The 21,506-nt window shown below is 73.5% G+C and carries 19 protein-coding genes and 4 pseudogenes; 11 read left to right on the plus strand and 12 right to left on the minus strand.

Features of this window, described 5'->3' with window-relative positions; all coding sequences use genetic code 11:
• Positions 1-27: 27 nt before the first annotated feature.
• Positions 28-183: pseudogene (gene rpmF, locus SCWH03_RS21835) on the minus strand (50S ribosomal protein L32); the annotation flags it as partial.
• Between rpmF and SCWH03_RS29955 the strand changes: the two are divergent.
• Positions 164-373, plus strand: coding sequence for a hypothetical protein (locus SCWH03_RS29955; protein ID WP_173265996.1), 210 nt, complete (start codon positions 164-166; stop codon positions 371-373). The pseudogene rpmF and the gene SCWH03_RS29955 sit on opposite strands and share 20 nt — an antisense overlap.
• Before the next feature lie 295 nt (positions 374-668).
• Here the strand turns inward: SCWH03_RS29955 and exaC are convergent, their stop codons facing one another.
• Together exaC and SCWH03_RS21850 are read right to left on the minus strand one after the other, a co-directional pair.
• Positions 669-2,192 (minus strand): acetaldehyde dehydrogenase ExaC, encoded by a 1,524-nt coding sequence (gene exaC, locus SCWH03_RS21845; protein WP_173265997.1) that lies wholly within the window; start codon positions 2,190-2,192, stop codon positions 669-671.
• A 258-nt stretch (positions 2,193-2,450) separates the two neighbouring features.
• Positions 2,451-3,728, minus strand: coding sequence for a GAF domain-containing protein (locus SCWH03_RS21850; RefSeq protein ID WP_173265998.1), 1,278 nt, complete (start codon positions 3,726-3,728; stop codon positions 2,451-2,453).
• Positions 3,729-4,079: 351 nt separating this feature from the next.
• Here SCWH03_RS21850 and SCWH03_RS21855 point away from each other — a divergent pair, with 351 nt between their 5' ends.
• A complete protein-coding gene (locus SCWH03_RS21855; RefSeq protein WP_173265999.1) occupies positions 4,080-4,265 on the plus strand; it encodes a tail-anchor membrane protein in 186 nt (61 codons plus the stop codon).
• 360 nt (positions 4,266-4,625) lie between these two features.
• Here the strand turns inward: SCWH03_RS21855 and SCWH03_RS21860 are convergent, their stop codons facing one another.
• Both SCWH03_RS21860 and SCWH03_RS21865 read right to left on the minus strand, forming a co-directional pair.
• The gene (locus SCWH03_RS21860; protein WP_173266000.1) at positions 4,626-5,429 is read right to left on the minus strand and encodes a hypothetical protein; all 804 of its coding nucleotides are present in this window, start codon (positions 5,427-5,429) and stop codon (positions 4,626-4,628) included.
• Between the two features lie 261 nt (positions 5,430-5,690).
• The gene (locus SCWH03_RS21865) at positions 5,691-6,290 is read right to left on the minus strand and encodes a class I SAM-dependent methyltransferase (protein ID WP_173266001.1); all 600 of its coding nucleotides are present in this window, start codon (positions 6,288-6,290) and stop codon (positions 5,691-5,693) included.
• A gap of 184 nt (positions 6,291-6,474) precedes the next feature.
• Here SCWH03_RS21865 and SCWH03_RS29315 point away from each other — a divergent pair.
• The 6 genes and pseudogenes from SCWH03_RS29315 to SCWH03_RS21885 all read left to right on the plus strand — a co-directional run.
• Positions 6,475-6,669, plus strand: a pseudogene (locus SCWH03_RS29315) (MHYT domain-containing protein); the annotation flags it as partial.
• A gap of 185 nt (positions 6,670-6,854) precedes the next feature.
• A pseudogene (locus SCWH03_RS29320) lies at positions 6,855-7,067 on the plus strand (hypothetical protein); the annotation flags it as partial.
• Between the two features lie 241 nt (positions 7,068-7,308).
• On the plus strand, positions 7,309-7,443 hold the full coding sequence (locus tag SCWH03_RS29675) for a hypothetical protein (protein ID WP_272491106.1): 135 nt from the start codon (positions 7,309-7,311) through the stop codon (positions 7,441-7,443).
• Positions 7,440-7,874, plus strand: a complete 435-nt coding sequence (locus SCWH03_RS21875; RefSeq protein ID WP_173266002.1) for a roadblock/LC7 domain-containing protein — start codon at positions 7,440-7,442, stop codon at positions 7,872-7,874. The genes SCWH03_RS29675 and SCWH03_RS21875 overlap by 4 nt, the downstream gene beginning before the upstream one ends.
• 123 nt (positions 7,875-7,997) lie before the next feature.
• Positions 7,998-8,414 (plus strand): DUF742 domain-containing protein, encoded by a 417-nt coding sequence (locus tag SCWH03_RS21880; RefSeq protein ID WP_173266003.1) that lies wholly within the window; start codon positions 7,998-8,000, stop codon positions 8,412-8,414.
• 332 nt (positions 8,415-8,746) lie between these two features.
• Entirely contained in the window at positions 8,747-9,589 is an 843-nt protein-coding gene (locus tag SCWH03_RS21885) for a pentapeptide repeat-containing protein (protein WP_173266004.1), read from the plus strand.
• Positions 9,590-9,738: 149 nt separating this feature from the next.
• Here the strand turns inward: SCWH03_RS21885 and SCWH03_RS21890 are convergent, their stop codons facing one another.
• On the minus strand, positions 9,739-11,175 hold the full coding sequence (locus tag SCWH03_RS21890) for an NAD(P)/FAD-dependent oxidoreductase (RefSeq protein ID WP_173266005.1): 1,437 nt from the start codon (positions 11,173-11,175) through the stop codon (positions 9,739-9,741).
• Between the two features lie 460 nt (positions 11,176-11,635).
• Complete coding sequence (locus SCWH03_RS21895; protein ID WP_116428417.1) at positions 11,636-11,794, minus strand: Arc family DNA-binding protein; 159 nt, start codon at positions 11,792-11,794, stop codon at positions 11,636-11,638.
• A gap of 104 nt (positions 11,795-11,898) precedes the next feature.
• Here SCWH03_RS21895 and SCWH03_RS21900 point away from each other — a divergent pair, with 104 nt between their 5' ends.
• The 3 genes from SCWH03_RS21900 to SCWH03_RS21910 all read left to right on the plus strand — a co-directional run bounded on the left by SCWH03_RS21900 (position 11,899) and on the right by SCWH03_RS21910 (position 14,559).
• The gene (locus tag SCWH03_RS21900; RefSeq protein ID WP_254076945.1) at positions 11,899-13,053 is read left to right on the plus strand and encodes an RNA-guided endonuclease InsQ/TnpB family protein; all 1,155 of its coding nucleotides are present in this window, start codon (positions 11,899-11,901) and stop codon (positions 13,051-13,053) included.
• Between the two features lie 131 nt (positions 13,054-13,184).
• Positions 13,185-13,790, plus strand: a complete 606-nt coding sequence (locus SCWH03_RS21905) for a GTP-binding protein (protein WP_173266007.1) — start codon at positions 13,185-13,187, stop codon at positions 13,788-13,790.
• A 355-nt stretch (positions 13,791-14,145) separates the two neighbouring features.
• Entirely contained in the window at positions 14,146-14,559 is a 414-nt protein-coding gene (locus tag SCWH03_RS21910) for a roadblock/LC7 domain-containing protein (RefSeq protein ID WP_173266008.1), read from the plus strand.
• Positions 14,560-14,781: 222 nt separating this feature from the next.
• Here the strand turns inward: SCWH03_RS21910 and SCWH03_RS21915 are convergent, their stop codons facing one another.
• The 5 genes and pseudogenes from SCWH03_RS21915 to SCWH03_RS21935 form a co-directional block, all read right to left on the minus strand.
• Positions 14,782-15,870 carry a phosphatidylinositol-specific phospholipase C domain-containing protein gene (locus SCWH03_RS21915; protein WP_173266009.1) on the minus strand — a complete coding sequence of 363 codons (1,089 nt, stop codon included), beginning with the start codon at positions 15,868-15,870 and terminating at the stop codon, positions 14,782-14,784.
• Between the two features lie 350 nt (positions 15,871-16,220).
• Positions 16,221-16,814, minus strand: a complete 594-nt coding sequence (locus SCWH03_RS21920) for a helix-turn-helix domain-containing protein (protein WP_173266079.1) — start codon at positions 16,812-16,814, stop codon at positions 16,221-16,223.
• A 59-nt stretch (positions 16,815-16,873) separates the two neighbouring features.
• Positions 16,874-17,218: pseudogene (locus SCWH03_RS21925) on the minus strand (XdhC family protein); the annotation flags it as partial.
• 454 nt (positions 17,219-17,672) lie between these two features.
• Positions 17,673-19,151 (minus strand): glutamate-cysteine ligase family protein, encoded by a 1,479-nt coding sequence (locus SCWH03_RS21930; protein WP_173266010.1) that lies wholly within the window; start codon positions 19,149-19,151, stop codon positions 17,673-17,675.
• 502 nt (positions 19,152-19,653) lie between these two features.
• Positions 19,654-21,405 carry an alpha/beta hydrolase gene (locus tag SCWH03_RS21935; RefSeq protein ID WP_173266011.1) on the minus strand — a complete coding sequence of 584 codons (1,752 nt, stop codon included), beginning with the start codon at positions 21,403-21,405 and terminating at the stop codon, positions 19,654-19,656.
• Between the last annotated feature and the right edge of the window lie 101 nt (positions 21,406-21,506).

The raw sequence follows: 21,506 nt of genomic DNA on the forward strand, positions 1-21,506 counted from the left end.
CGGCGAGGGGTCGTGGGCCATCCGCCGTCAGCCTTCGGGGCGGAGCAGACCGCGCTCGTACGCCCTGGCCAGCCGCTGCGGGACCCGGTACGGCACGCCGTCCACCGTGACGGTCACCAGCTGAGGGCTGACGGCCTTCCACTGCGCGCGGCGGTGCCGGGTGTTGCTGCGCGACCAGGCGCGGGGCGCGGGCTGCGAGCAGGCCCGCGACCTCGCGCACCCGGCGGGTGACGGTGGTGCGGTGGATGCCGTTGCCGCCGGCCAGGTCGCCGGGCCGCTGGTCACAGCGCAGGACGGCCGGCACGATGCCGGCGATCTTCCCGGCGGGCAGGGCCCGCCACCGGGAGCCGATCTTCTTGAAGTGGCCGCGTAGCAGGTCAGCGAGCTGGATCAGGGGGGGCACTCGACAGCGGCGGGCGGGCGGTGCAGACAAGGCCGTCAGGGCCCTCGACGGTGTCGTTGTTTTTCTTCACACGAACTCAACTGCCGTCGGGGGCCCGCCGGTTACGCGCTCTTACCGCCCCCGGTCCGCAGCTGCTATAGGATACGGGTGGGATGAACTGGCAGAAGAGGCGTATTTCGACGCCTCCCCCATGAGGAGGCCCGGGCGCTCCCAGAAGGCGCCTGATCGGGGAGAAGCCCCAGGTCAGGCGCCTTTTTTCGTGCTGCTAGAAGAAGCCCAGCTTCTTCGGCGAGTAGCTGACGAGCAGATTCTTCGTCTGCTGGTAGTGCTCCAGCATCATCTTGTGCGTCTCGCGGCCGATACCGGACTGCTTGTAGCCGCCGAACGCGGCGTGCGCGGGATAGGCGTGGTAGCAGTTCGTCCAGACCCGGCCGGCCTGGATCGCGCGGCCGGCGCGGTACGCCTGGTTGACGTCGCGCGTCCAGACCCCGGCGCCGAGGCCGTAGAGGGTGTCGTTCGCCGTCCTGATCGCGTCGTCGAAGTCGGCGAACGAGGTCACCGCGACGACCGGCCCGAAGATCTCCTCCTGGAAGACCCGCATCCGGTTGTCGCCCTCGAAGATCGTCGGCTCGACGTAGTAGCCACCCGCCAGCTCGCCGTCGTACTCGATGCGCTGACCACCCGTGAGGATCTTCGCGCCCTCCTGCCGGCCGATGTCCAGATACGAAAGGATCTTCTGCAGCTGGTCGTTGGAGGCCTGCGCTCCGATCATCGTGTCCGTGTCGAGGGGGTGGCCCGGGACGATCGCCTCGGTACGCGCGATGCCCGCGTCGAGGAACTCACCGTAGTGGCCCCGCTGGATCAGCGCCCGCGACGGACAGGTGCACACCTCGCCCTGGTTGAGGGCGAACATGGTGAACCCCTCCAGTGCCTTGTCCCTCAGCTCGTCGTCGGCCGACCAGATGTCGTCGAAGAAGATGTTCGGCGACTTGCCGCCCAGCTCAAGGGTGACGGGCCTGATGTTCTCCGCGGCGTACTGCATGATCAGCCGCCCCGTCGTGGTCTCGCCGGTGAACGCGACCTTCGCCACCCGGGGGCTCGAAGCGAGGGGTTTGCCCGCCTCCGCGCCGAAGCCGTTGACGATGTTCACGACTCCCGGCGGCAGCAGGTCGGCGACGAGGCTCATCCAGTAGTGGACCGAGGCGGGCGTCTGCTCGGCGGGTTTGAGCACCACCGCGTTGCCGGCCGCCAGGGCCGGGGCGAGCTTCCAGACGGCCATCAGAAGGGGGAAGTTCCACGGGATGATCTGGGCGACCACGCCGAGCGGCTCGTGGAAGTGGTAGGCGACGGTGTCGTCGTCGATCTCGCTGAGCGAACCCTCCTGTGCGCGGAGCACACCGGCGAAGTACCGGAAGTGGTCGATGGCCAGCGGGATGTCGGCCGCCAGCGTCTCCCGGACCGGTTTGCCGTTCTCCCAGGTCTCCGCGACCGCGAGTTCCTCCAGGCGCGCCTCCATCCGGTCGGCGATCCCCAGCAGGACATCGGCCCTGGCGGCGGGGGCCGTGCGGCCCCAGCCGGGGGCCGCCGCGTGCGCGGCGTCCAGGGCCCGCTCGACGTCCTCGGCCGTGCCGCGGGCGATCTCGGTGAACGCCTTCCCGTTCACGGGGCTCGGGTTCTCGAAGTACATGCCGCGGGCGGGCGCCACGAACTCGCCGCCGATCCAGTGGTCGTAGCGGGACTCGTACGTGACGATGGCACCCTCGGTGCCGGGCGCGGCGTAGCGGGTCATCTCGGAGGCCTCCCGGGCTCGCCGCCGCCCTCCGTCGGACGGCGCTTCGACGCCGAATCTAGGGAAGCGGACGTTGCAACTCCGTTGCACCCGGCGCTCCGGCTCCCGGCTCCGGCCCGCGCCTCCCCGTCCCTCCCCCCGCAGGCCCACCCCGCAGGCCCCCCCGGTGCCCGCACGCCCGCGCCCGCAGCGCCGTGTCCGAACGCCGGTGCCCGTACGCCCGCCCAGCAGCCTCCGTTCCCGGCCGGACCCCGGCTCCTAATCCCGGCCGGGGGACGAGGCCCCCTCGGCGAACTCCCGGTCCAAGGCCCGGGCCCTGGCCTGCGCCGCGGGGCGGCGGTGCTCGGGCAGGGCGGCGGCCAGGGCCCGCCATACCGCGAGGTCGTCCTCGCCCCACCGGCTGTACGCCCAGTCCGCCAGCAGGCCCGGGTCGCCGCGGGCGATCACGGCGGTCCGCAGCTGGTCCCGCAACCGCTCCCGCAGCCGCACCACACCGGGCGCCCGGGAAGCGGGCAGCAGCGGCCCGGTGTACTCGCCGAGCGCCGCGGCGAGGCCACCCGAGGCGAGCCGGCGCCCCACGGTGACGAAGTCGGCGTCCACCGCGACACCCAGCCGGTACGGACGGGACCTCAGCACCCGGGGGCCGAGCAGCGCGCGCAGCCGGGACAGCTCGGCGCGCAGTGTGACCGGGGTGACGTGCTCGTCCTCGTACAGCTCCAGCAGCAGCTCGTCACCGCTCAGCCCCTCGGGGCGGTGGGCGAGCACCACCGCGATCTCGCTGTGCCGCCGGCTCAGCCGCACCCTGCGGCCCTCCAGGACCAGCAGCGCCTCGTCCCGGCCCAGCGCCGCCAGCTGCGCGGCGCCCCCGCCGGGCCGGGGCGCCAGCAGCGCCAGCTGCGACTCGGCGGCCCGCGCCACCGCGCCGACGAACGCCAGACTGTGCGGGTGCGCCAGCCCGCTCCCGCCGGTGATGTCGACCGCGCCCAGCAGCCGGCCGCTGTGCGGGTCGTGGACCGGGGCGGCGGCGCACGTCCAGTCCTGCACCGGGCGCTGGAAGTGCTCCGCCGCGAACACCTGCACCGGACGGTCGACCGTGAGCGCGGTGCCCGGGGCGTTCGTCCCCGCCGCGGCCTCGGCCCAGCGCGCACCCTCCACGAAGTTCATCCGCCCCGCTCGCCGCCGCGCCGTGGGGTGTCCCTCGACCCACAGCAGCCGCGCCTGGGCGTCGCACACCGCGACCAGGTGCTCACCGTCGACGGCATACGCGCCCGTCAGCTCCCGGATCAGGGGCATCACCCGGGACAGCGCATGCCCGTCCCGGTACACCGCCAGCTCGTCGGCATCGAGCTCCACACGGGCCCGGCCCTCCGGGGCGACCCTGGCCCGCGCGGAGCGCCGCCACGACTCGGCCACCACGGACCGTACTCCCGGCTCCACCAGGCCGGCCGCCGTGAACTGCTCGTACGCCCGGCGCAGCGCGCCGGCGCGCCGTCCGGCGTCGCCGTCGGCCTCCAGCGCCACCCATGGGTCCGTCACCTCGGCCTCCCGGTCCCCGGTCCACGTCCGTGCCCATCGTCGTGCGGCCCGGTGCCCGCGGACAAGGGGCGCGTGGCGGTGCGCGGGGCCGCACGCTTCCCCGCCGTCCGCCGTCCGCCGTCCGCCGTCCGCCGTCCGCCGTCCGTCGCCTGCCGTCCGTCGGTCGTCGGTCGTACCGCGCATGAGCAGGGCGCCCTCCGCCACGCGGCCGGGCGGCCCCGAGAGCCCATGCGGCCGCCCGGACCGGAGGGGGCGGCGCGGGTACAGCGGGCGGGACCAGGGAACCGACGGGCACACGGGCGCGTTGACACAGCAGGGAGCGGCGCCCGGCGCCGCGGAGGAGGCTGTGTCATGTCGACAGGTGCGAAGATCGCCATCGGGGGAGTGGCCGTCGGCCTTCTCCTGATCCCGCTGATCGGATTCTGGATGTCGCTGCTGGTGATCGTGGGGGTGCCCGCCGTGGCCTACCTCGCGCTCGACCCGTCGCAGCGCCGCCGGCTTCGCCGGATCAACAACCGCAGGCAGATCGGGCGCTGACCGCTGGAGCGTCCGGCCTGCGGGGCCCGTACCGGCGGCCCGGCGCCGGGGCCCGCCGCCTCGTACGCGGGGAAGGGCCCCGGCGGGCGGAGCTCGGCGGGCCACCGGGTGCTCTGCCGGGCGTGCGCCAAGGATGGGCCCCGGCGGGCGGCGGGGGCCGGCGGTGGCGGCAGGAGCGCGAGCTGCCGGTTCAGCGCGCGGGAGTGCACCGCATCGCATCGCCGCCCGCGGGCCGCGGGATCCCCCGGTCCGCGGGCGGTGCGGTGCCCGTCGGGCGCGCACAGGCCGCGCCCGTGCTCGTCCTGCGGATGCCGGTGGTGACCGGCCGGCGGCGGTGACGCATATCGGCGTGCACCGATCTCAGGAAGGCCGTACCGCCATCCTGTCCAGTGCCTCCAGCAGTCCCGGCAGCCGCGGTCCGCGTCCCACCGGCAGTACCTGCCCCGGCTCCTCGTCCAGCAGCACAAGTGCGATGTCGTCGGTCCTGGCCACCAGTGACCACCCCGGCCCGTCCGCCCTCAGCATCCGCGCGCCGTCGGACGCGAAACTCGACCGCACCCGCCCGAGCGGCGGCGCGCGGTCCACATAGCCGTGGAGCTCGTCGAGTACCCGGCGCACTCCCTCGTGCGGCGCCGGGCGCTCCCGGCGCGGCGTGTCCGGCCGAGCGAACGCGATCTGCTCGCCGACCTGCTCGCGCCACACGGCCCACTGCAGCGCGACCTCGTCCGCGCCCAGCCGCCGCTGTGCCGGACCCCATCCGCCGGTGTCGGGCGGGGCCAGCGGGGGCCCGTCCGCCTCCTGCCCGTCCGGGTCATGGGGTGCCGGCAGACCGGGCGCGGCGGTCGCCACGGCCAGCGGCCAGCCCGGCAGTGCGGCGACCACCGAACGGTCACTCGGCGACAGGTCGTGCTCCATCCCGCAGTCCCACGACGCGATGGCCACGGCCACCAGGGACACGTCGTCGACCGCCACCGTCCAGCGGGCTCCGGCACCGTCCTGCCCCAGGACCAGCCCGTAGCCGCCGTCGTAGGGCGCGAGCCCCAGCGCCGCGCACGCCGCGGGATAGTCGTCGCCGAGCACGCTGGGGAACCGCGCCGGTGTGAGCAACAGCGCGGTCAGCACGAAGAGTGCGTCGTCGTCGGCTGATCCGTCCGCCCCGGCCACCGCGTCCTCCCCGTCCGCTCGTTCGTCGGCGCACCTTAACCAGTGGGTAGCCCCGGCGTCGAGGGTCCGCGGCGGAAACCGCGCCGGCTCCCGCCCCACCCCGGCCCTCGGGCGCCGCCGCGGTGGGGGCCGGCCGGTGACCACCGCCGGGGCGCCTTCCGCATGCCGTCCCGCGCGACGGCCGGGTACGGGGCTGCCCACGGGCGACGGCGGCGCGGTGGGGCCGGCAGGAGTGGCGGCCGTCACCAGGCCGCCCCGTGCTCAGTCCTCCCGCACCGCCAGCGCCAGGAAGAGCGCCTCCTCGTCGACGTACGACACCAGCCGCCACCCCGAAGCGGCCAGCAGCGGGCCGAGGTTGGGCTCGGCCCGCAGATCGCCGGGTGTGAGCCGGCGGCCCTGGCGGTGCGCCAGCGCTGCCCGGCCCAGGGGATGCACCAGGGCGAGCCGGCCGTCCGCGCGCACCACCCGGGCCAGTTCGCGCAGATCCTCGGCCGGGTTCGGCAGATGCGCGATCAGCCCCGAGGCGAACACCGCGTCCACCGACGCCGTGCGCAGCGGCAGCCGTGCCGCGTCGGCGAGCAGCAGCTCCGCTTCGCGGCCGCGTCCGGCCCGCACCGCCGCCCGGAGCATCTCGGGCGTCAGGTCGGTGCCGAGGACCGTGCCACCCCGGCCCACGGCCTCGCGCAGGAGGGGGAGCGCGCGTCCGGTGCCGCAGCCGGCGTCCAGCACCACACCGCCGGGCCGCGGGGCCAGCGCCGCGACAGCCGCGGCGAAGGCGGGGCCGTCGTCCGGGAACCGGGTGTCCCAGTCCGCGGCGCGGACGCCGAAGAACTCCTGCACATGCCTGTGGTGTTGGGTCATGCGCCCCATGATTCCGCACCCCCGGGGCCGTCTCCGATCACCGCCGGAACCACCGCCGGAACAGACGTGCGGCGCACGGGTACGACCTCGGCGCGATCGTTCTGAAACATCGGCCGTCATATTCCGGCAGCTTTCGAAATGCGCCCCCGTCCCGCGCCCCTACCAGCACTAGCGTGCCTGAACCATGGGACATCTGGACCACGCCACATTCGGCTGGCTGCCCCCCGTGCTGTCATACGCGATGGCCTGCATCGGCGCGGCCCTCGGGCTGCGCTGCACCGTGCGCGCGCTCGACGCGACCGGCCGCTCCCGGCGCAACCGGCTCCTCACGGCGGCCTCAGCCGTCGGCACCGGCATCTGGACGATTTCCGCGGTCGCCGGGCCCACGCGGAGCCGCCCGCGGCCGAGCGGACCGACCGGACCGAGCGGACCGACCGGACCGAGCACAACGGGCGCGGCACCGCCCATGAGCCGGCCGACCCGCGCCGTCGGGAGGCACCGGGACAGGGGGAGCGCCGTCGGCTGCGTCCGAGGACCGTACGAGCCAGGATCATCTCGCTGCTGATGGTCCCCGTCGTGTCCCTGCTGGCCCTCTGGGGCTTCGCCACCGTCACCACCGCGCAGGACGTCGCCCGGCTCCGTCAGCTCCAGGAGGTCGAGAACCGCGTGCGCGGACCCGTCGCCGACGCCGTGCACGCGCTCCAGGACGAACGCCGTGCCGCACTCCGCCGGCTCGCCACGCCCGGCTCCGGGTCCGCCGCGTCCGGCTCCGGGTCCGCCGCCGAGCTGTGGCAGCGGGCGAAGGCCACCGATGCCGCGCTCGCCGCGCTCTCCCTGGGGCCGTCCCACACCGTCGCCGAAGGCAGCGAGCTGCCCCCCCCGACGTCGGCCGGCGGCTGGCCGGGTTCGTTGCACAGGGCCGAGGCCTCAGCGCCCTCAGCGCCCTCAGGGACTCCGTGGCCGAGGGCCGGGCCGCGAGGCGTCCCCACCCGAGCCGGCGGAGCCCACCCGGCCCGGGGTGTCGGAACGCACCCCCGAACAGGCACGAGACCGGGTGACCGCCTACCGCACCGGCTGGGCCCGCGACGCAGGCGCCACCCCGGGCGGTGCCACCCACACCAGCGCCCACCGCAGCGAAGGAGACCCCACATGATCGATCGCGAGAGAACCACCCGTCCTCGCTCCGGTGAACTCGACTGGCTGCTCGACGACCTGGTGCAGCGGGCGGGCGAGGTCCGCCACGCGGTCGTGCTGTCCGGCGACGGCCTCGTCGTCGGCGCGTCCGGCTGTCTCACCCGGGAGGACGTGGAGCATCTCGCGGCCGTCGCCTCCGGGTTCCACAGCCTCGCCAAGGGAGCCGGGCGCCACTTCAGCACCGGTGGGGTCCGGCAGACGATGGTCGAGATGGACGACGCCTTCCTCTTCGTCGCCGCCGCAGGCGAGGGCTCCTGCCTCGCCGTCCTCTGCTCCGTCACCGTCGATGTGGGGCTGATCGCCTACGAGATGGCGCGGCTGGTCAAGCGCGTCGGCGAGCACCTGGGCAGCCCGCCGCGCACCTCCACGCCCCCTTCCGCCGCCCTTTGACGGGAGAAAGGAGGCGGACGCCGGTCCGCCCCCCCGGCGGCGAACCGGCCTTCCCCGCCCTGCTCCGCGGCAGCTCCGCTCCCCTCCCCCGGCTGAAGCCGGGGTATCCACGAAGGAGTCCCGATGAACGATGCCGCCGACGGCGGCCCGGACCTCCGGGGCAGCCGCTGGTACGACGCGGAGGCGGGCCCCCTGGTCCGCCCGTACGCCATGACCGGAGGCCGCACCCACCCGGGGCCGAACTCCGCGCGCCTCGACCTGATCGCGCTCGTCGACGCCGTCGGCGTCGGCGCGGCGGACCACGCGACCGAGTCCCTGCTGGGACCCGAGCACCGGGCACTGCTGGAACTCTGCCGCGCCGAGCCCCAGTCCGTAGCCGAACTCGCCGCGGACGCCGATCTGCCGGTGGGAGTCGTCCGGGTGCTCGTCGGCGATCTGCTGGACGGCGGACACGTCGCGGTCTCCATGCCCGTGCCGCCCGCGCAACTGCCGGTCGAAAGGGTCCTACGGGAGGTGATCGACGGCCTCCGGGCCCTGTGAGACGGGTCAGTTCACTCCGGCGCCCAACCGGTCACCCGCGGGGCCGGGCCCGGTGAGCCGGGTGCCCGCGGTGTACCGGGGAGGCCGGTGCGGACCCGACCACCCCGCACGGGCCGCCCCCTGCGCCCCTACGCCCGTACGAACCACTCCGGACGCGGACCGGGACACCCCGCGGCGGACGGAAACCCTGTGTGCGCGGAACCGGCTCGGCCGCTGCTCCCCGGAGAACAGCCAGGGCGCGCAGGCCCCGCGTATGGAAGACTGGTCGGCCGCATGACGTGTGTACGCGGAAGCACCCGTGTGCACCGCGATAGCGTAAGAGGCAGGGCGCAATGACCGAGGCGGATCAGGACGCGGCACCCCTTCCCGGCACCTCGGCGCTGCGGGCCGACTGCGGTGACTGCTTCGCCCTCTGCTGCGTGGCACTGCCCTTCTCCGTCTCGGCCGACTTCGCCGTCGACAAGCCGGCGGGCCTGCCCTGCGGAAACCTTCGCGACGACTTTCGGTGCGGCATCCACAGCCGGCTCCGGGGCGGCGGATTCTCCGGTTGCACCGTGTACGACTGCTTCGGCGCGGGACAGAAGGTCTCCCAGGTGACGTTCGGCGGACGGAGCTGGCGGTCGAACCCGCGCAGTGCCCGGCAGATGTTCGGCGTCTTCCCCGTGATGCGGCAACTGCACGAACTGCTGTGGTATCTGACCGCTGCTCTGGCGCTGCCGGCCGCCCGCCCGGTGTATCCGGCCGTGGAGGCTCTCCGCGAGGAGATCGAGGCGGTGACTCTCCGGGACGCCGGGGAAGTGCTCGGGACCGATGTCGCCGCGCTGCGCGGTCGCACGGGCGAACTCCTGCTCAGGGCCAGCGCGCTGGCGAGGGCCGGGGCCAAGCCCGGACGGCGGAAGAGCCGCAGGGGCGCCGACCTCCTCGGGGCCCGGCTCGCGGGCGCCGACCTCCACGGTGCGGATCTGCGCGGCGCCTGCCTGATCGCCGCCGACCTCAGCGGGGCCGATCTGCGGCTGGCCGATCTCCTCGGCGCCGACCTCAGGGACGCCGAACTCTCGGGTGCCGACCTCACCGACGGCATCTTCCTCACCCAGCCGCAGCTCCAGCAGTCGAAGGGCGACGCGGCGACGCGGCTGCCGCCCGGACTGCGCCGCCCCGCGCACTGGAGATCCTGAGCGGGTCCCTCCGGATGCCTCCGCCCGACACCCCCTCCGGGCCCCGAACGTCCGTTCGGTCCGTTCGGTCCGTTCGGGTTCGTACGCGTTCACAAGGGTCCGCCGGGGTGTGTCCGTATTCCGCCTCCGGATTCCGCGCCCGGTTCCCGTCAGGACCGGGGCTTGCCCGGCAGCCGGGCCACCTCGGGCGACGAGGCGTCGAGCGGCACCGACCAGGAGCTGACCAGGCCGAGTTGCACGGCCTGGCGTGGCAGGGCCGCGTCAATCAGCCAGTCGGCCGCCACCCGCACCCGGTTGCCCGGCATCGCCGCCAGGTGGTAGCCGCGGGTCACGGCACCCGCGAGCGGCCCGGACAGCGGTACGCCGAGCGGGTTGGCCGCCGCCTGGACACCGCCCAGGTCCACGGCGAAGCCGAGATCGCGGTGCCGGTAGGCGCGCGCGGTGCCGTACCCGAGCGACGCCGCGACGTTGTTCGCCGCGATCTCGCCCTGGCGGGTGGCGTGCTGCGCGGTCATCGGGGTCAGTTCGTATCGGCGTCCGCCCCCCGGCCCGTCCCCGCTCCCGGTCCCGTCCTGGCTTCCTTCCCCGCTCCCGGGCCCGTCCCCTGCGGCGTTGCCGGGCAGCGGGCGGGTCAGATCGGGTACGGCCGCCGCGTCCCCGCAGGCGAAGACATCGGGATGGCCCGGCACATCGAGTGCCGCCGTCACCCGCAGCCGTCCGCGGTCGAGGGGCAGCCCGATGTCGGCCACGAGCGGATCCGGCCGCACTCCCACGCACCACACCAGGGTCCTGGTCGGCACGAACTCGCCGTCGTCCAGCAGCACCCCGTCGGGCGTCGCCTCCTTGATGGAGGTACCGGTGCGCACCTCCACGCCCCGGGCGCGCAGTACCCGGTCGGCGGTCTCGGACAGCCGTCGGTCGAGTTCGGGCAGCACCCGCGGCGCGAGGTCCAGGAGCAGCCAGCGCGGCCGGGTGTCCGGGGAGCGCCAGGCCGGGCCGAACGGGCCTTTCGGGCGGGACAGCTGGGCATGCAGGCCGTCGGTGAAGATCTTGCCCTGGGCCGCCACCTCGGTACCGGTGTAGCCGGCGCCGACCACGACGAAGGTGCAGCGTGTGCCGCACTCGTCCGCGTGCGGTGCCGCGCCCGCCATCTCCACCTGCCGGACGATGTGGTCGCGCAGGTAGAGCGCCTCGGGAAGCCCGCGGAAGCCGTGCGCGTGCTCGTTCACCCCAGGCACGGGGAGCAGTTTGTGGACGCTGCCGACGGCGAGTACCAGCCGGTCGTACGCGAGCTCTCCGCTCGCGCCCTCCGGGTCCGTGTAGTGCACACGGCGCCCGGCCAGGTCGACCCGCGTCGCCTCGCCCAGCACGAGCCGCGCCCTCGGCAGGGTGTGCGCGAGGGAGACGGTCACCCGCCGCGGCTCCAGGAGCCCGGCGGCCACCTGGGGCAGCAGAGGGAGATACAGAAAGTAGTCGGTGGGGTTGAGCAGGACGATCTCGACCCGTTCCCTGGCAAGGGAACGGGAGAGGGCCCGCGCCGCGCGGTGGCCGGCGAACCCGGCTCCTACGACGACAATCCTGGTCACGGCGTACCGAGGTGGCCGCGACCGTTCTTGTGTGGAGGTGGTGCGGGGAGCCTGCGGACGAGGGGCCCGGATGTCGTCGGCCTGCACGGCGAATCGCCTCCCATGGGCAAATCGGGGCATGCGAGGGGCGGAGCGTTCCGGCTACCCCGTCGGCGCGGGACCGAACTCGGGTGCCGGCGCCGCCGGAGATCCTCATCGTTCACGCGTCCGTGTATCCAGCCTGCTCCCGTTGAACTGTCGCGGCCAATGGAAACCGCAGCAAAACCGAATGGGATGGATCCGGACACCAATTCAGCCTCGAGCGGTCACATTGCGCAAAAAGTGATCCGAGCGCCCCGCCGGTGACGTCGATTGCCATACTGCTCACGTTCACCGGTTCTCCTTCGAGGATGCCCCGGCCTTCAGGCCGGGGAGGAATCGAAGCTCCCGCGTAGCGGGGCACGGAATAGAGCAATCGCCGTCAGGGCGATTGGTCGTCTCCACCCACCGGACCGAGGACGGCCTCAAGCAGGTGGATGATCTCGGAGTTGAGGGACCGCCGGTCGGTCCGGGCCTTCTCGACGAGGCGTTCATGCAGGTCAGCGGGCAGACGGAGAGAGATCCGCTTCTCAGGTTCCATGCTACGATGATGCCATGACGACGCCAGGGAAGTATCAGAGGGATGCCGGGCATGCTCGGCACACCTTCCGGCTTCGCGTGCCGTCGACCTCCCGCGCTGGTCTGATGGCCGAGTGGGCGCGCTGCCGGTGGGTGTGGAACGAGTGCGTGGCCATGTCTCGCAAGGTCCACGCCGCGAACCGGGACACGGCTGAGGAGACGACGTGCGGCCCGGCCCAGCTCGACAAGATGCTGACCGAGGCCCGCACCGCGATGGCCTGGCTGCGTGAGGGCGCCTCGGTGCCGCAGCAGCAGACCATCCGCGACTTCGCCACGTCCCGCGCCAAGGCCATGAAGGACATCAAGGCCGGGCTGCCGATGCGGCAGCGCGCCGGGATACCCCGGATCAAGCGCAAGCGCGAGGCGCTGCCGACGCTGAACTACACCACCCGGGGCCTCCGGCTGAGGGACGGCCGCCTGCACCTCGCGGGCGGGATCGTGCTGACGCCTGCGTGGTCCCGCGAACTCCCGGCCGCGCCCACCTCGGTGCGGATCTACCAGGACAGCGTCGGCCACTGGTACGCCTCGTTCGTCGTCGCGACCGAGACCCATCCGCTCCCCGCCACCGGCCGGGTCCCCGGCGTGGACTGGGGCGTCAAGGAAACCGCCACCACCACATCCGACACCCACGACCTCCCCCACGCCGAACACGGCAAGAAAGCCGCGCAGCGCCTCGCCCACTACCAGCGGATGATGGCCCGCCGCCGCCCCGCGCGCGGGCAGGCAGCCTCCAAGGGCTACCGGCAGGCGCAGCGGCAGACCGCGAAGCTGCACAAGAAGGCCGCCCGGCAACGCCAGGACACCGCCCGCAAATGGGCCACGTCCGTGGTCCGCGACCACGACGCGATCGCCGTCGAGGATTTCCGCCCGAAGTTCCTCGGCAAGACCACCATGGCCCGCAAAGCCGCCGACGCGGCGATCGGCGCCACCAAGACGGCCCTGACCGAGATGGGCCGCAAGCATGGACGGGACATCCGTCTTGTGCATCCCGCGCACACCACGATGGACTGCGCGGCGTGCGGAGCGAGAACCAAGCACGCACTTCCTCTTTCGGAACGTACCTACACCTGCACCGCGTGCGGAGCCGTATCCCCTCGGGATAAGAACTCCGCCCGCGTAATGCTGGTCCGGGCTGGTCTCAACCCGGCTGGTGCCGATCGTGTAAGAGCTGGCGGACCGCTGGTCCCCAGCCAACGTGAGCCAGGAATCCCCGTCCTTTAGGGCGGGGAGGATGTCAAAGAACAGATGTGCTGGCGTCCGACCTCACCGGTCTGTCGCCAGACGGCCGGGACGTCCCTGACCGGGGCGCTTCCTGCCAGGTGGCGGCGCACACCCACGGAGAGAAGTGATCGATGGCCCCCGAATCCTCTGGCGGTACCGGCACGGACCCCGCCGCTCTCGCACTGAAGATACTGGTCGCCGGCGGGTTCGGCGCGGGCAAGACGACCCTTGTCGGAGCGGTCAGCGAAATCCGGCCACTGCGGACGGAGGAACAGCTCAGCGAGGCGGGCGAGGGCGTCGACGACACGGGCGGTGTCGAGCGGAAGACGACGACCACCGTGGCCATGGACTTCGGCCGCATCACCATCCGCTCGGGGCTGTCCCTGTATCTCTTCGGGACACCGGGGCAGGACCGCTTCTGGTTCCTGTGGGACGAGCTGTCGCAGGGGGCGCTCGGCGCGGTGGTTCTCGCGGACACCAGGCGCCTCGAGGACAGTTTCCCCGCCGTGGACTACTTCGAGCACCGGCGCATCCCGTTCGTCGTCGCCGTCAACTGCTTCCCCGGGGCGCGGACTTACGGGGCGCACGAGGTCTCCCGTGCGCTGGACCTCGACCGGGGTACCCCGGTCGTGCTGTGCGACGCGCGCGACCGCGACTCGGGAAAGGAAGTGCTGGTCCGGCTGGTCGAGTACGCCGGGCGGATGCACACCGCCCGGCTGCTGGACTCGGTCGGCTGAGGTCGGGGCGACGGGGGCGGCGAGGGAGCGGTGAGGGGGCGGTGACGCGCGGCGATCCGGCTGCCCCGGCGGCGCGACCGCCCACGTCCCCGCCCCGCCCCCTTGCCCCGTGCCCCGCCCCTGGACGGCCTGCAGGTTCCGCACGCCTCCGGCGCGGCCCCGGATGAGAGCGGCCTCCTGCCGGGACATCCTTGCCGCCATGGGGCGCATCCTCGGATGCGACCCGTGGTGAGGGAATGCAGACCCTCCGCTGCCGTGCGCCCTCGATGACTCCTTGCCGGGAGGGGGACGGTGCGCAAGGCTTACTCGCGACACGGGGGAACGCGAAGCAGACACATGAACGGGGAGGAACGGCATGGCAGCGGACAAGGGGCTCGACTGGCTCCTGGACGACCTGACCGAGAGGATCTCGTCCATACGGCATGCCCTCGTGCTGTCCAACGACGGCCTGGTGAACGGCGCGAGCGGCGGACTCGCCCGCGAGGACGCGGAGCACCTCGCCGCCGTCTCCTCCGGACTCCACAGTCTCGCCCGGGGTTCGGGTCGGCACTTCAGGGCGGGCAAGGCGAGGCAGACCATGGTGGAGTTCGACGACGCGATGCTCTTCGTCACCGCAGCGGGGGACGGCAGTTGCCTGTGCGTGCTCAGTGCCGCCGAGGCCGACGTCGGCCAGGTGGCCTACGAGATGACGCTGCTGGTGAACCGGGTGGGGGAGCATCTGACGGTAGCCGCACGGCAGCCGGGCAGGGTCGCGGTCTCCGAGTTCTGAGACCGCTTCCCGGTGGCGCGGCCCCGACCCGGGTCGACCGTCCCGCCCCGCGACACCTCACACCGTGCATGTGAGGGGCGCTCACGAGGGTGTCCCCGGTGCAGGGCGCTGTCCGGACGGAGGAGCAGCCCGCGCGTCCGCCGGCGCACGGGGAGTATCCCGTGGCGCACGGGCCGGCGTCGCGCCATGCCCGGTGCGCCGGGAAGCGGCCCGTGCTGCGGCCTACCGCTGGGACATGGCGGCGGTGCCGCCGGTGGCTCCTCGTGGAACCACGCTCGACAGGACCGACGGCAGCGTGTACCAGTCCGACGAGACCACGCTCGCGTGCCGGCCGGCCAGCAGCGCGACACGGTCGAGGGCCTGCGCCTCCGTCGGACTGGTGCCGTCGATCGCGGGCGGCACGCTGTGGGCGCTCGTCATCAGGACGAGGTAGTGGTTGCGGTCGTACCAGGCGGTGTCGATCGAACCGCCCGCGTACAGGGAGGCGGCTCCGTCGAAGACGACGAACCACGGGCGGAGGGAGGCGTCCGCGTAGCGGGCGCGCGGGTCACCGGACTGCGCCCCGATGACGGCGGGGAAGGCCGACGCCTCCGACAGCCGGCCGGCAGCGGCGAGGTCGCGCAGGTGGATCGCGTACTCCCGGTCCGTCCACAGCGTGTCGAACGGGTTCCGCTGCTCGACCGTGCCCGGGATGAGTTCCACGATGAACTTCCCACCCAGGTCGGTGCGGGAAGGCCATCCGCGGGCCCGTACCGCGGTGTCGAGGTCCGGATGGCCCGCGGCCAGATCGGCGGGCCGGAAGAGCGCGTCGCCGAGCCGTTCGGTGAGCAGCGCGTCGAGTGCGCCGGGCCCCCGGCCGTGCTTGCCCTGGAACCCGTCCTTCATCTCCAGTTTGAGCAGGACGGGCCGGTGCCCGGGGTTCGCGTCGTGCCAGGCGCGGATGTCGGACAGGCAACCGCTGAGATCCCGGTTGCGGGACTTGCTGCGCAGTTCGGCGGCCGTCGAGGCATCCACACAGTTGTTGTCGTTGCCCACCGGGTTGTCGTGGGCCACCCGGAAGGACCTGCCGAACACATTGGTCCACACGTCGATCTCGAGCATTCCCGCACCCGAGTCCAGGGCGTCCCCGAAGTAGCGGTACTTGGACTTCTCATAGGCGTTGTGGACGCCGACGGAGGTCGTCGACGAATAGGCCGGTGCCGGCGCGTCGGCGCCGGGTGCGGCGGCTGCGGGCGCCTGTGCCGGCACGAGCGCCGCCCCCAGTGCGGCGGCGGAGACTGATGCCGCGGCCGTGCGCGAGAGCTTCCCCATGGTCCCCTGCCTGTGTCGGGAGTGGTGCAAATCCACCGCAGGGTAGAGGAGTTGAGTGGAGAAGGGGAGATGTCGGGGCGGTTGCGGAAGGGCTTCCGGAGTTCTGGGGTATCTGCGGCGGCGCCGCTGGTGCGGGTGGTTGCGCTGATGTCCGTGGTGCGGGTGGCGCAGTGGACGGGGCGGATGGCCGGTGAGAGGTGCGGCGGTCCGGGCGCACGGTGCGGCTCGGCTCAGCGGTCCGTACCTGTCCCCGAGGCCCCTGCCTGCGGGGCCCCCGGTCCTGCCGGCGGCGGTCCCGGCGGGCGCACCGGAGTGCGGAACGGGGCCCCGGTGGGGCCCGGCGTGGCCGATCAGCCCGAGGCGGGTCGTGCCCGCACGTGCATCCGCTCGCCCTGGGGCCCGAACAGGGACAGGAACTCCACAGGACGGTCGCCGGCGTTGGCGAAGCCGTGCGGCGTACGGGTGTCGAACTCGGCGGCCTCACCCGAGCCGAGGAGCAGGTCGTGCTCACCGAGCGACAGCCACAGCCGTCCGGTGAGCACATACAGCCATTCGTAACCCTCGTGCACCTTCTGCTGAGGGCGCACACCCTTGTCCTTCGTGCGCGGCGGCACGATGTGCTTGTAGGCGTGCATGCCCCCGAGGTAGCGCGTCAGCGGGACATACGTCTGCCCGTTCCGGGTGAAGGGGCGCTGCCGGATCCGGGCGTCACCGACGGCCGGAGCGCCGACCAGCTCGTCCAGCGGCACGCCGTACGCCCGGGCCAGCGGCAGGAGCAGTTCGAGCGTGGGCTTGCGCCCTCCTGACTCCAGTCGGGACAGCGTGCTCAGCGAGATCCCGGTCGCCTCGGCGATCTGGGCCAGCGTGCTGCCGCGCGCCTGCCGCAGGGCCCGCAACCGCGGCCCGACGGCCGTGAGTACCTCGCCGAGATCGTCCTCCGCCATGGATCCATTTGCCGTCATGGCAAAGAGGTTGTCAAGGCCGCGGCATCCCGGGCGTCCGGGTCGGGCACCGCCCCGAACACCGCGTCGGTGTCCGGGGAGACGGCCCGGACCAGCACGGTGATCTCACCACCGCAGGTGAGCCCGACCGCGAACGCGTCGTCGTCGCTGTACCCGAACGTGTGCAGCCGTGCCGCACCGTCGGCCAGGACCTCCCGGGCCAGCTCGAAGACCGCGCCCTCCACGCAACCGCCCGACACGCTGCCGACGACCTCCCCGCCCGGCCCCACGGCCATCGCCGCCCCCGGCCCGCGCGGCGCGCTGCGGCCCACCGACACGACCGTGGCAAGACCGAACGGCTCGCCCTCGGCGTACCAGCAGCGCAGGGCGGGCAGAATCTCGCGCATCCCGGCTCCTCTCACCACTGCGGCCAGGTGCTCCAGCGCCACCACGCCGTGTCCCTCGACGAACGCGTCGGCACTGGGCAGGGAAGCCGCCATGCCGACCGCCGGCGGTAGGCAGCCGGGCCGGCCCTTGCGCGGATCGGCCCACACGGCGACCTGTGGGCGAGCCGGTGCAGCCGCCGCATCCGGGCCGCGAGGAGCGGGGGACCGCCGCATTCCCAGCGGTCCCGCAGACAGTGGACGAGCAGCAGCCGCGGCTCCACAGCGTCCTGGCAGGCGATGCCGTCCACGGCCACCGAGATGCGGTTCATCGGACCTCCCAGGGCCCGGGCGGACAGTACCGGCCGGTTTCGTCTGGCACGACCAACTCTAGGTCGGCGCAACAGGCGCCGCGACCGTGCGGCTTGGCGGCCGGGGCGGGGCGTGGGCGGCCCCGCCCCGGCCGCCCGGCGCCCGCTCAGTCGACGGGCCAGGTGTGCGCGGGCGCGTTGAGGTGCATGTAGTCGATGTACTGCCGGGTCATCCGCCGCAGTGCCTCGTGGCGGGTCACGCGGGCGGTGGCGCCGATGCGGTGGAACATCTCCGACTGCCACACCGCCCCGTTGCGCCCCGTGACACAGCGCTGCTCGACGATCCCCAGAAGCGGCTCCCGCCACCGCGCGTCCATGCCCGACCGCTCCAGTCCCCGGTGGGCGAGGGGCAGCAGGCGCCGCAGCACCAGCTCGGCGGCCGGCACCTCGCCCATCCCGGGCCAGTACAGCAGGGCGTCGATGCCGTGGCGGGCGGCGGTGTGCAGATTGTCCTCGGCGGCGGAGAAGGACATGCGCGACCACACCGGGCGCTCCTCCTCGACCAGCGCGCGGGTGAGCCCGTAGTAGAACGCCCCGTTGGCCAGCATGTCCGCGACCGTCGGCCCGGCAGGCAGCACCCGGTTCTCGACCCGCAGATGGGGCCGGTCGCCGGCCACCGCGTAGACCGGGCGGTTCCAGCGGTAGATCGTCCCGTTGTGCAGGGTGAGTTCGGCGAGCTCCGGGATGCCGCCGCCCTCCAGCACCTCCTTCGGGTCCTGCTCGTCGCAGAGCGGCAGCAGGGCGGGGAAGTAGCGCAGGTTCTCCTCGAAGAGGTCGAAGACGCTGGTGATCCACCGCTCGCCGAACCACACGCGGGGCCGTACGCCCTGGACCCTGATCTCCTCGGGGCGGGTGTCGGTGGCCTGCTCGAACAGCGGGATGCGGGTCTCGCGCCACAGCTCCCTGCCGAAGAGGAAGGGCGAGTTGGCCGCCAGGGCGACCTGCACGCCCGCGACGGCCTGCGCCGCGTTCCAGTACCCCGCGAACTCCTCGGGCGCGACTTGCAGATGGAACTGGGTGCTGGTGCAGGCGGCCTCCGGGGTGATGGTGTCCGCGTAGGTCCGCAGCCGGTCCACGCCGTCCAGGGCGATCCTCAGGTCCTCGCCCCGGGCGGCGAACACCTGCTCGTTCAGCAGTCGGTAACGCGGGTTCTCCGACAGGGCCGCCTCGCCGACGTCGCTCTGCCGCAGCGTCGGCAGGATCCCCACCATCGCGAGATGGGCGCCCACCTGCGCGGCCCGCTCCTCAGCGTGGTTGAGCGCGGCCCTGATCTCCTGCTCCCAGGCGTCCGGGCCCCCGGCCGTGAGCTGCCGCGGTGGGACGTTGATCTCCAGATTGAACCTGCCCAGCTCACTGGACCAGGCGGGGTCGGCGATCGCCTCCAGCACGTCGGTGCTGCGCATCGCCGGTTCGGCGGCACCGTCGACGAGGTTCAGCTCGATTTCGAGGCCGACCTGGGGCCTCTCCGAGTCGAAACGAGACTCGCGCAGCATCAGCGCGAAGGTGTCGAGGCAGTCCTGCATCTTGTCGCGGTACCGACGGCGGTCGTCACGGGTGAACACCAGCGCCGGGACGTCTCGTCCCATCGGCCCTCCCGCATCTACTGGGGTCTTCAGGGTCTACAGGGTCTTCAGGGTCTACGGGGCCTTGGGGGTCCTGAGAGTCTGCTGGGCCTGCTGGGCCTGCTGGCCTGCTGGGTCTCCACGGGCCCGGCCCTCCCAGCGTGCCACCGCCCGCCCCGCTCGACCAGCGAGCCGGACCGCCGCAGCGGCCCCCGGGGCCCGGTCCCGTGGCGGCCGTCCCGCGCCTCGGACGGTCCTGCCGCACGCCACCGCGCCGGCAGCGTCACCTCCGCACCTCCGCACCTCCGACAAACGGCCTCCGGTGCGCTGAGCGGTGGCGCAGTGGACGGTGGGCCGCGGACGGCGACCGAGGAGACCGAGCGGGGAGACCGAGCGAGGACGCTCCCGCGTGCCGTCGACGCCGCACGGGGCTCCACCGGGGACTCGTGTACGGGGCGCGGTACGGGCTCCGCCGCCGGCCGCCACCCCGGCCGGCCGGGGCCTCCCCGTTCCGCAACCCGCCCGCTCAGCTCCGCCGGCCCTCGGCGGGTGCTCCGGGGCCTCCCGTGCGTCCTTCCTCGAGTTCTTCCTGGAGGTCTTCGGCGCCGCCCGCCGTTCCGCCGCCCGCCGTTCCGCCGCCCGCCGTTCCGCCGCCCCCGGTGCGGACGCCGCCCCGGGGCCGTGACTCGCCGAACGGCCTCATGTCCTGGCCGCAGACGGTCCCCTCCGGGGGGAGGACGCCGTCGACGAGGTAGCGGCGTTCGTAGTCGTCCACGCAGAGACTCGGGTTGACGAGGGACGAGTGCCCATACCCCTCGACGGTCAGCAGCCGTGCGCGGGCCAGCTGCCGGGTCATCGCCAGTGCGCCCTGGTACGGGGTCGCCGGGTCGTACCGGGTGTTGACCACGAGTACGGGGTGCGCCGTCAGCCGGTTCCACGGCCCCGTATAGGCGGAAGCGGCCGTCGCCGGCCAGGTGGCACACGGCTCGCTCGCCCAGGCGACGGCCCGCCCGAGGTCACCGGCCCGGCCGTAGCCGAACTCCGCCAGCTCGGGGAACCGCAGCGGATCCCGCGGGTTGGGGCTCTCCGAGCAGCGGATCGCGTCGATCTGCTCGAACGCCGGGTAGGGCAGCGGGCCTTCAGGCGCGGCGGGCTCCTGAGGCGGCCGCCGGTCCCACAGGTCCTCCAGCGCCCAGGCCAGCTCGTACCAGCCGGGATCGACGGAGTACAGGCCACCGAACACCGTGGAGACGGTCCTGGCGTACGTCCACGCACCCTGGGCGCGCTCCTGCAGGCGCAGCATGAGTCCGTCGAACTTCGCCCGGGTCGCCGCGGGGCTTCCCGCGGAGAACGCGCAGCGGTCGGCGGACGCGCGCCCGCAGTGGTCGAGAAACTGGCGCAGGGTCGCGGCGGAACCCAGATCGACGCCCTCCCGCAGAAACGTCGACAGCCGGGGCCGCGCCGTGGGGCCCCCGTCCACCCAGGCCTTCGGGTCGATGTTGCCGTCCAGCACCATCGCCCGCACTCGCTCGGGGAAGAGATTGGCGTAGGTGGCGCCCAGGAACGACCCGTACGACACCCCCAGGAAGCTGAGCCGTTCGTCGCCCACGGCCTGCCGGAGCCGGTCCAGGTCGCGCGCCGTGTCGGCGGTGGAGACGTGCCGCAGCAACCGGGGGTCGCGCTGCTCGCAGAGCCGGCCGAGTTCGGTGTAGGCGTCGATCCAGGCCTTGGTCTCGCCGTCGCCCGCGGGGAAGCCGAAGGGTATGCGCTCCAGCCACCGGTACGCCGCTTCGGTGGTCGGGAAGCAGCGGACCGAGGTGCTCTCGCCGGCCCCCCGCGGGTCCCAGCTGGCGATGTCGAAGCGCTGCCGGAGTTCCTCGGGGAAGAGTTCGTACCACTGCGGCAGGGCCTCGGTCCCCGGTACTCCGGGGCCTCCGGGGTTGAAGAAGAGGGTGCCCAGCCGTGGCCCCGGGCCTGTCGCACGGTGCCTGATGACCGCGAGGTCCAACGTCGGCCCCGCGGGACGGCGGTGGTCCAGCGGAGTGCCCGCGGTCGCGCAGTCGAAGCCGGGGGCCTCCTGGCAGGGGCTCCAGCCCAGAGCCGGAGCGGGGTCCGACGGAGCCGGGCCGTCGGCCGGCCCCGGGGCGGGCGTGCGGGCCGGGGCCGGGACACGGACCGGGGCGGGGGCGGGGCCGCCGATCACACAGGCGCAGATCGCGGTGGCGACGGCGGCCGCGGTGAAGCGCCCGCGGCCGACGGGGGATCGGGGTATGTGCATGCTCGTCCTTTGCCGCCGCGACACCGGGCGTGGTCTGCCGTCAGAACCCTTCGCCCCGATACCACTTCGGCCCCTTCGGGGCCGCAACCCGCCTTCGGCCG

It is taken from the genome of Streptomyces pacificus, assembly GCF_011766325.1.
Taxonomy (GTDB): Bacteria; Actinomycetota; Actinomycetes; order Streptomycetales; family Streptomycetaceae; genus Streptomyces; species Streptomyces pacificus.